Origin of the sequence: Thiocapsa imhoffii (genome assembly GCF_016583985.1) — a bacterium.
In the GTDB taxonomy this organism is placed as follows: Bacteria; Pseudomonadota; Gammaproteobacteria; order Chromatiales; family Chromatiaceae; genus Thiocapsa; species Thiocapsa imhoffii.
In genome coordinates this window covers 1-8,894 of sequence record NZ_NRSD01000045.1, presented here as the reverse complement: position 1 = coordinate 8,894, position 8,894 = coordinate 1, and the positions used below count along the sequence as shown (strand labels likewise).

Sequence of the window (8,894 nt, the reverse complement as noted above, 5' to 3'; positions counted from 1 at the left end):
ACGGCTGAGCGATCAGGACCCGCCGAGGATGGCGTAGGGCACGAGGGGCACCAGACAGATGGCCACGGCGGTCCAGAAGGCCCAACGGTTCCGTTTCTGCAAGACTTCATCGCTCATGGGAACACCTCATTCGATGATTGGATTGGGAGGGTTACAGCAACCGACAGGGCGAATCTGCAGCCCGCAACCGCCCCTTTCAACGAATCCTACAATCACGGCGTGGGAAATACTCAGTAAAACACTTGGTCTTTACCTGGTCCGCACAGCCCGCTTCCAGAGGCCAGGCACGACACCGGATCATGGGGGACATCGCCCAACCTCGCTTTGAGGACACGAAAGACGCAGGGCATGGGTTCAACGGGGTCACCGCGCCGCATCCGGGCGAAGGTGACCTTTGAAAAACGCGAGATGAAATGCGTTAAGTCACAACATGGTCAGGACTGCGCTTAGGCCCGACTCTTTGGTCTAGCGCGCGACCGGCGTTATACTTCGAGACATCGGTCAGGCACACGCCCTGGTCTCCGGGTGCTCACTGAGATCTGGACCAAGTCTTGTTCCCTTCAACTCGCTCTTGAACGATCTGCTCATGACCTCTCTCTCACCGCCCACCTGACCTTGCTTCAGAGAACCCAAGCGATGGCTGTCACGCAGACCGCTGCGTGGCTTGCGGGTCTTTGTGTCCCGCGATCCAGGGTTCTTTGACAATCCGGCGACTGGCGGTGGCCTCTGTCCTAACCGCGCCCCTGTGGCGCTTATACAGAGAGAGGCCCCTATGACCCGTTTGACCCTTCATCTCACGACCATCTTGACGAACGATCCCAACCCGGGATCTTTCCGCATCCTCCTTAAGCCCGAGCACACCGCGACGCTCGCCCATGCGATCGAACTGAGCGGCACCTTCTCCAACGAGATCGCAAACGGCTACGCCCTGCTCGACTACCCGCCCTGCTGGCACTTGACGGAATTCCGGCAGAATCGACTGATCCGCTTTTTGCGCCTGAACCGCACTAATCTCCGCCTGGCCTTTGGGCCGGAACGCGGTGATCGTCACTGGCAGGCGATCCTGTTCCGGCGGCGCTACGCTCACTAAACCCTGCCCCCCATGCGCGTGACCAGCCATCCGGGCCACCGCCAGTCGCCATTTCGAGCGTTCCAGACGCGGAACGGACATCACCCCAAGGGTGAATGCACGAAGCGGAAAGGGGCCAGGCTCAATTCAATACGCCGGCTGGACAGGAGCGTCATTGAGTGTGGCCCCTTTTCCCGTTGAAATCGTCACAGCTTGATGCGGCGGCGCGCAGGTGCTCAACGATCATCAAGATGGCCGTCGTCTCGGCATGGATTCCATTGAGCAGATCGACAATCGTGCTGAGGTCGGGGTATTCATGTCCGACGGCGTTGCGCAGACCTCGTTGCCGTTCCCGGTCGGCGGTCGAGGTGACGATTCCCTGCTTTTGCATGAGTGCATGCCCCCCATATCTGTGGTCAGCGCGAGAAAGCCGGTATCCGCCTTGGGTTCCAATTGCGCACGCGCCAGTGCCCGCATGGTTGTTGCCAGCAAATCCTGGCAGCTTCAGCAGGAGTGTGCCACGGTCAGCAGCATTCGCCGACGCTGAGCGGAAGCGAGGGGGATATGGATTCTCTGGCCAACGCCCACATTGGTCCAATCGTCGCACCCACACTCGGATGCCCGCATGAACGGGAGACCGCCTCGATGAGCCGCAGAAGATCAATCTTCCTCCTCACCGGCCTGTGCCTGCTCGCAGCCGTGCCCGCGCACGCCGAGTCCCTGCTGTCCGCCGATGATCTCTATACCAACCACACACCCAGCCGCGACGGGATCGGCAAGACCTATTTCGGCCGCGAGATCGCACAGGTCATGGGCCACCAGGGCGCAGGCTGGCTGGAACGAATGACCCGCGTCTCCGAGGAGCAGCCCGATCGGGTGGTGGAGGGCATGGCGCTGGCGCCCGATGCCCGGGTCGCCGATATTGGCGCCGGCACCGGCTATTTCACCTTCCGCATCGCCGAGGCCGTGCCGACGGGCCGCGTGTATGCGGTCGACGTGCAACCCGAGATGCTCGAGATCCTGCAGAAGCGGATCGCGCGACGCGCGATCGCGAACGTCATCCCGGTCCTGGGCCGACCGGATGACCCCCAGCTGCCAGAAGGATCGATCGACGCCGTGCTGCTGGTCGACGCCTATCACGAGTTCGCCTATCCCTTCGAGATGATGCAGGGCATCCGCCGCGCCCTGCGACCGGGCGGACAGGTCTTTCTGATCGAGTACTGCGGCGAGGATCCACGGGTTCCGATCAAGCCGCTGCACAAGATGACCCAAGCGCAGGCGATCACGGAGCTCGAAGCCGTCGGGCTGCGCTGGGTCGAGACCCGCGACATCCTGCCCATACAGCATTTCATGGTGTTCGAGAACCCCGCCGAGGGTTGATTCCGAGCACCACGGTTCCCCGCTTCTCCGCAGCGACCGCCAGCGCCGTCTGGCGGATCCTGCTCAACCCACGGTAAGGGCCGCGCTGGGGTCCAGGCGGGCGCCGTCGAGGCGCCTGGCATCCGCAACCGGAGCCAGACCTTGTGCGGCCCCTGGCTATCGCGCGCGATCAGCCGCTGGGAGCCCGAACCGTCGTGGGGCTTGGCGGGTCTCCGGCAACCGGGCATCGGGTCGCCTCTCGCGGACCCGGACCCGGACCCGGACGCGGTCGTGTGACGTTCGCGAACCCATTGTGTGCTCCGTTCTATCATGCTGGGTCGATTCCACCCCGGCACGCGGAAGGGATCACTCCATAAGCGACGGCAGCGCCCAGGTCGGGCGTACCCTGTTCCCAGCCGGCCCAGCCACCGGTGCTAGCCCGGTGCCGACCAGCACAGCATCAAGGCCCGCGCCCAGGGCACCGGCGATGTCGGTCGCGAGCTGATCCCCGAGCATCACCGGCCGGGACGCGCCGAGCTGGCGACAGGCCACCTCAAAGATCGCACGGCTCGGCTTGCCCAGGCGCGTGGCGCTTCGGTCGTCGCGACAGTGTGCTGTCGACACTCGTGCGATCATCCTGCGACAGTTATCCAGTCGACGCTACTGCGACCATTGGGATGCTCCAATCAGGTTGATCCATCGACCTGCAGACCACCAACCCCTGTGGCAGACTGTCCAACCGGACCTCCAATCGACACCCGCACCATGCCGCTTGCGATGACCTCTTGCCCCTGTGGCGGCCCACGCCCATTCGAACTCTGCTGCGGTCCGGCCCTGGACGAGGGGATTCCACCGCCGACCGCCGAGGCGTTGATGCGCTCACGCTATGTCGCCTATACCCTGAGCCGGAACGACTATCTTCTCGCAACCTGGCATCCGCGCACACGACCACCCCGCATCGATCCAGACCGCACGCCCGTGCGCTGGCTCGGACTGAAGATTCGTCGGGTCGAGGCGGGCACTCCACAGGATCACGAGGGGATCGTCGAGTTCGTTGCCCGCTACAAGATCGGCGGACGAGCTCATCGGCTCCATGAGACCAGCCGGTTCGTTAAAGAAGACGGGCGCTGGTTCTACCTGGATGCGGTGACACTCGACTGAGCCACCGTCGCGACGCCATCCTCGATCCGCTCGGCAATCCCCAACGCCAACAGATCCGCGATGAAGGCCTCGGCGCTCGTGGAGCGGAGCGGGCGACCGTCGATCAACTCCGAGAAATGAGCGAAGGGCGTGATGTAACGTTTGGTCGCAATTTCTTTGCGATTTCTGCATTTTTCAGTAAACGTTTAAAAATAATAACCATCCACCGGCAAAACCGGTGGATGGTTATTATTTTTATTTACTGGCTATATTAACTACATCTCATTATTCTACCTCAGCTAGGACTGATAGTAAAAATACTATGATTAAAATTGCCACAAAAGCCAATAACAAGCCCAAGACTATTGAATAGGTCATTGATTCTTTATATTTCAGACGAATGACTGTTGAAAAGCCGACCCAGATAATAGTAATAAAAATGATGAAAGTGATAAAAAAATTGTCATCACTGTAGGTATCACTCTCTGCAAGACGCAGGTCCTTATTAGGATTTGATAATTGCTGATCTTTAAAATTAACGACCAGATTATTTAAGCGATCTTTGTCGTTTGCGTACTGTATAAGAAGATGATTATAATCAGCTACCTGTTTACGATCCTCGTCGCCTACCTTTGCTTCAATCTGTAAAATTTCTTTCATAACTTTGCTTGCTCCAGCAATGAGCGTATTGTAACTCAAAAGACTTTCCTCCAAAATTTTTAAAGATTTTGGGCTATTTTTTATAGACTCATTAGTGGATGCTACAATAGAAGAAATTTTTTGTTGCTCTAATTTGATCCTGATAATATATCTTGACAATAGGGCGACATAATTTTGCATTTTATAGTTCTGAATGCTTTTCTCTGACATGATCAAGAAAACATCACTAAAAACTTTTTCATTTAAGTGGTTATCATCTATTCTTTGCATTAATCGATCTAGGTAAATCGCAAACATAAATGGCACCAGCGGATTATTTGGTTCATCTAGCACTGATTGTCGAAAGTAATCCCGTGTCACCTTTTTAAAATCAAATTTTTCGTCATACACCGAGCTAACACTATAAATAAAAGCCGGCAATGTCTTGGATTTATCCGACTGACTTGCAAGATTAATTGCTCGTTTCGCATGGTCTTTTGCCGAGTGATAGTCGCTACTTATGAAATAGAGTAGCGACAACAAAGACTCATCTTTTGCTTTTTCGTGTGCCCTCGATTCTTTCCGATCTACCAAAAGTTGCTTGATTGTTTCTTTGATGATCTTCTGGTTCCCATCATCGAAAATCATGCGACCCTCACTTAAATCTACTTTATTCAGACTCTTGATTGCTTGCCTGTAGGCTCTTGAACCTGACGTATTCACTGGTAACGGAAGAGTCACCATTTCTCTACTCTGCTCTCTTAGAAGGCTATAGTTATACGAATCGAGCGTTTTCCCAACTGAATAGTCAAGTACCACTTCTGTACTAAAAATCATGGCGGCAGTCAAAACGGTTGCACCGCCAACCATACCAAATCCTCCTGAAGCTATAGCGCCACCACCAAGCAACGCAAGTCCTGCTTTTGTAGCTGCCGCACCCGACAACCCCATCGCTCCACCAATCCAGGTTCCTATGCCCAGGATAATAGGACTGGTCGTACCGCCAGTAAAAAATATTACAGCACCACCAATAATTGCAAAAATGGCTGCAAGGAACCAACCTATTGAGGATGATGATTTGTAAAAATCTTCGAATGTTGATGCATCACTAATTTCCGGGTAAAAAAGAACAAAGATGATTAATAAAGACAGCCTGATCACAATATTTCTCCTAAGATTTTGATCTGTTCAATTTGCTCTGCTGGTTTTCCTATAATTAGCTGAACACCTCGACTATCTGCTTCATGTTGAAGCATTTTCAAATATCTAGGGTCATTTGGCTTATTTGTAATCGTAAATACACGAACGACTGAATCATCTCCCTTTTTATATGCCTTAAGTGTCTCTAGATCAGCACGATATTTATCCAAAGGAAGTCTTGATTTCGATGCATAATCTTTCGCCTCAATCACAAAAGTTTTTTCTTTTCTTTTGAGAATTAAATCAATATCAGTGGGTGCTCTTTTTAAACCGTCATTGAATTTTTCTCCAATTCCTAATACCTTGAATCCTCTTGCTGATGCCGCATCTGCGATTCTTAGTTCATTTAGATGTCCAGCGGTTCCAGCGTCACTATTACCAATAACTTTTCTTAATGTTGTTCGAAATCCAGGTGTATTGCCTAGCCTGAAATACATTAACTCCGCTTCTTTCCTGGGAATTTTATTTTGATAAATCGCAATTCTCATAAACGTATCTTGTAAAACTTCATTCGGTAGATTTCGCTCGCCGAGCACTTGACCAACTTTCCTTGTTCCTCCTGCTTCTTGAGATAGTTTTGACAGTTTGACAATTTCTTCTGCAGGAAGCACATTATGGTTTTTTGATATAGCAGCAATCGCTTTTAACCCGCCAGATGCAATGGTTCCCTTATAAGCAAATGATTGTATTGGGTGTGTAATTATAATTACAAAAAATATGAGAAAAATTGAAATTCTTTTCATGATTATCTCCCGTCTGACTGATCAAAAGTCAATTCTAAATTGAGCTATCGATTACTTTAAACCGACTCTAAATAAATGAGAACATGGCATCTTCGAATATGTTTTTTCTTGGGTAAGTAGTTGATGGTTTTCAGCGAAATGAATGTTAGCGCGATTGTTTTTAAAGTTACTAAATTCATACTTTAGCCTCCGCCCGAAACCCCTCAAACCTCTCCGCCAAGGCCTCCCGATTCGGACGGTCCTCGGCATGCCGTGGCCACCTGATCCGTTGCCCGTGATACCCCTTGATGGCCTGCTCCAGGGTCGGCCCATCGTGCTGTTCGAGCACCGCCGGAGCCACCTGGATACCGCCATCCGGGTCAATGCCCAGGAGGTTGCGGTCGTAAGCACTGTGATGCAGGGTCGAGAGACAGAGCCCGTTGCTGACCTCAGGGCGTCCGCGGGCATCGCGATCCGGAATGATGTGCGCCGCCTCCAGCAGGTCAGGGATCGGCAATCCCGAGATCGCACAGCGCCGGTCATAGGCCCCAAGCACCAGCTCGCGAAATTCGCCCTGATGCAGGCGAATCTTGGCCTCCACGGTGGTGTAGCGCCGATCAAGCGGTGGCCGGACAATACGGATCTCGGCTTGCCGAGCGAGCTCATGCCTGCTGCCGACCGCCACGGTGCAACGCAGCGCACGCGGGTCCCAGCCGGTTAGATCGCAGGGAAAGAGGATGTCGTAGACGCCCGGAACCAGGGCATAGAAATAAATCAGCGGGGACTGATCCTCGAAGGACTCGCGCAGGGCGACATTGTCCCGACTGTTCGGGTCATCGCCCTGGAAGGCGTAGATGAAGTCGCCATCGTCACCGAGTGCGTCGTCGTAGCGCGCGGTGCGCCCGCGTTTGGGCTTGATGGTCTTGATGCTCAGCGCGCCGCGATGCATCTGCGCCGGACGATGAATCCCGCGCGGAGTGCTGCCGAGATGGATGTGCTCACCCTCACAGGTGAACCCGTGTTGGATCGCCCCCCACGGCACCGCGCCGCCATGCGCTCGCAGCAACTCACCGCACCGTGCGAAGGCGGCCATGCGGATCGCGGTATCCTGATCGCTCACGCCATCCCGACTCCTTGCGTGCGTTCCCGGGTGGGAACACACCTCCATACATCCAAGCGTACACCATATCGCGATGACTGACGAGACTGGATTCGGTGAGGGGCAACCGCAGCAGTCGGTCCGGACTGGTCTTCATGGCGACAATCCCTATACGCCTAGCCAGTTCACGCTCGACGACCACCACGATATGGTCCAACACTAAAAACTTGCTTTCCTTCCTGCCTCTTCACAATTGCGCAGCATCGAAGGCCGGCGTACCGCAGTGCCGGGTAGCGCAACTACCGCACCACATACGGCTTCGTCTTCACCCCCGCCGCGCTCGCCCCGACCAACTCCCCTGCATTCACCAACACCGGCTGAATCCACCCCAGCCGGCTCTCGCTGAACTTCTCGCCATAGCGGATCCGCCGGAAGCGCCCACGACGCCAGTGCGGCTTCACATGCCGCTCACCGCCCGTGCGCGTCAGCCCACTTGGTAGCCCCGACTCGGTCGCATCCGGGACCGCACTCGGCCCGATCAGGATCCGATCATAGGCAGTGCGCAGCTTGCGCCCGAGCTTCGCCGCCTTCTTCGGCCCCAGCTTCGCCAGCTCCGTGCGCTCAGTCAGGCGCCACTTCTCAGCATCGGGCAGGTTCAGATACAGCAGCACCTTGGCCAGTTCGAAGATCACCGGCTTGGCCATCGCCACCTCCCCCGGTGACATGAGAGTCCAGGGCAATCAGCAATCGTGGTGTGGAAACCCCGATTGTAGACAGCCCGCCGTGACCACGCATCACCGAGGGCGATCGGGGCCTGGGTGATGAAGGGATCACTCCACAAGCGACGGCAGCACCCAGGTCGGGCGTACCCTGTTCCCAGCCGCCCCAGCCACCGGTGCTAGCCCGGTGCCGACCAGCACAGCATCAAGCCCCGCGCCTAGGGCACCGGCGATGTCGGTCGCGAGCTGATCCCCGAGCATCACCGGCCGGGACGCGCCGAGCCGGCGACAGGCCACCTCAAAGATCGCACGGCTCGGCTTGCCCAGGCGCGTGAAGCCGATGCCCCGCTCGGGCCAACGCTCGCGGATCACCGCCTCCAGGATCGCGGCCAGTGCCCCCGCTGTCACGGCAACTCGCCCAGGGCGCACCGGATAGATCAAGTCGGGGTTGCAGAGCAGCAGCCGCAGCGGCGCGCCGGCATCAAGACGGCGCACCAGCAGACTCAGCGCAAGATCCAGATGATCGGGCCAGCAGAGATCCTGCTGGTCGGCGATGATGAGCGCCTCGGCGTCAATATCCTCCTCGAAGGGCATCACGATCGCGCCCGCCCGCTCGGCATAGCGGCGCGAGCCCTCCGGCCCGATCACCAGGGCGCGCACGCCGCGCAGATCACCGGCCACGCCGGGATCAGCCAGCAGCCCGCCCGAGGTTAGAATGCGCTCGGGCGGGATGGTCAAGCCCAGCGCAGCGAACCCCCGGCTCAGCGTCTCGGGAAGCTGACTGGCCGAATTGGTCACCACCAGCCACGGACACCCGTCGCGCTCCAGGTCAGCGAGCAGCGCCACCGCCCCCGGGAGGGCGCGCTCCCTCTCGAGCAGCACCCCGTAGGCATCGAGCAGAAAACCGTCGTACTGGCGGCGCAGCGATGCGAGATCAGTCAGCGGGG

General features: G+C 56.4%; 10 protein-coding genes. 4 read left to right on the top strand and 6 right to left on the bottom strand.

Going from position 1 to position 8,894, the window contains the following annotated elements:
• Positions 1 to 772: 772 nt before the first annotated feature.
• From CKO25_RS20050 to CKO25_RS20040, 3 genes are all read left to right on the top strand, one after another.
• Complete coding sequence (locus tag CKO25_RS20050) at positions 773 to 1,090, top strand: hypothetical protein (RefSeq protein ID WP_200389728.1); 318 nt, start codon at positions 773 to 775, stop codon at positions 1,088 to 1,090.
• Positions 1,091 to 1,301: 211 nt separating this feature from the next.
• Entirely contained in the window at positions 1,302 to 1,616 is a 315-nt protein-coding gene (locus CKO25_RS20045) for a hypothetical protein (RefSeq protein ID WP_200389727.1), read from the top strand.
• Between the two features lie 98 nt (positions 1,617 to 1,714).
• Positions 1,715 to 2,449 carry a class I SAM-dependent methyltransferase gene (locus CKO25_RS20040; RefSeq protein ID WP_200389726.1) on the top strand — a complete coding sequence of 245 codons (735 nt, stop codon included), beginning with the start codon at positions 1,715 to 1,717 and terminating at the stop codon, positions 2,447 to 2,449.
• A gap of 345 nt (positions 2,450 to 2,794) precedes the next feature.
• On the opposite strand, the gene CKO25_RS20035 is transcribed toward CKO25_RS20040, so the two are convergent.
• A complete protein-coding gene (locus CKO25_RS20035; RefSeq protein ID WP_200389725.1) occupies positions 2,795 to 3,052 on the bottom strand; it encodes an HAD-IA family hydrolase in 258 nt (85 codons plus the stop codon).
• Between the two features lie 141 nt (positions 3,053 to 3,193).
• On the opposite strand from CKO25_RS20035, the gene CKO25_RS20030 reads away from it, so the two are divergent.
• Positions 3,194 to 3,589, top strand: coding sequence for a YchJ family protein (locus CKO25_RS20030; RefSeq protein WP_200389724.1), 396 nt, complete (start codon positions 3,194 to 3,196; stop codon positions 3,587 to 3,589).
• A gap of 264 nt (positions 3,590 to 3,853) precedes the next feature.
• Here CKO25_RS20030 and CKO25_RS20025 read toward each other — a convergent pair whose 3' ends face one another.
• The 5 genes from CKO25_RS20025 to CKO25_RS20005 all read right to left on the bottom strand — a co-directional run.
• Positions 3,854 to 5,368: a hypothetical protein gene (locus CKO25_RS20025; RefSeq protein ID WP_200389723.1), complete on the bottom strand. Its 1,515-nt coding sequence runs from the start codon at positions 5,366 to 5,368 to the stop codon at positions 3,854 to 3,856.
• Entirely contained in the window at positions 5,365 to 6,150 is a 786-nt protein-coding gene (locus CKO25_RS20020; RefSeq protein WP_200389722.1) for a hypothetical protein, read from the bottom strand. The genes CKO25_RS20025 and CKO25_RS20020 overlap by 4 nt, the downstream gene beginning before the upstream one ends.
• A 175-nt stretch (positions 6,151 to 6,325) precedes the next feature.
• Entirely contained in the window at positions 6,326 to 7,249 is a 924-nt protein-coding gene (locus CKO25_RS20015) for an HNH endonuclease (protein ID WP_338115191.1), read from the bottom strand.
• 278 nt (positions 7,250 to 7,527) lie between these two features.
• On the bottom strand, positions 7,528 to 7,932 hold the full coding sequence (locus CKO25_RS20010) for an AcrVA2 family anti-CRISPR protein (protein ID WP_200389720.1): 405 nt from the start codon (positions 7,930 to 7,932) through the stop codon (positions 7,528 to 7,530).
• 126 nt (positions 7,933 to 8,058) lie between these two features.
• Positions 8,059 to 8,894, bottom strand: an 836-nt coding sequence (locus CKO25_RS20005) for an HAD-IIA family hydrolase (protein ID WP_200389719.1), incomplete at its 5' end; no start/stop codon positions are given.

Coding starts and splice junctions, on each gene's coding strand:
- CKO25_RS20050 (WP_200389728.1), top strand. CDS start 773: ATGACCCGTTTGACCCTTCATCTCACGACCATCTTGACGAACGATCCC.
- CKO25_RS20040 (WP_200389726.1), top strand. CDS start 1,715: ATGAGCCGCAGAAGATCAATCTTCCTCCTCACCGGCCTGTGCCTGCTC.
- CKO25_RS20030 (WP_200389724.1), top strand. CDS start 3,194: ATGCCGCTTGCGATGACCTCTTGCCCCTGTGGCGGCCCACGCCCATTC.
- CKO25_RS20020 (WP_200389722.1), bottom strand. CDS start 6,150: ATGAAAAGAATTTCAATTTTTCTCATATTTTTTGTAATTATAATTACA.
- CKO25_RS20010 (WP_200389720.1), bottom strand. CDS start 7,932: ATGGCCAAGCCGGTGATCTTCGAACTGGCCAAGGTGCTGCTGTATCTG.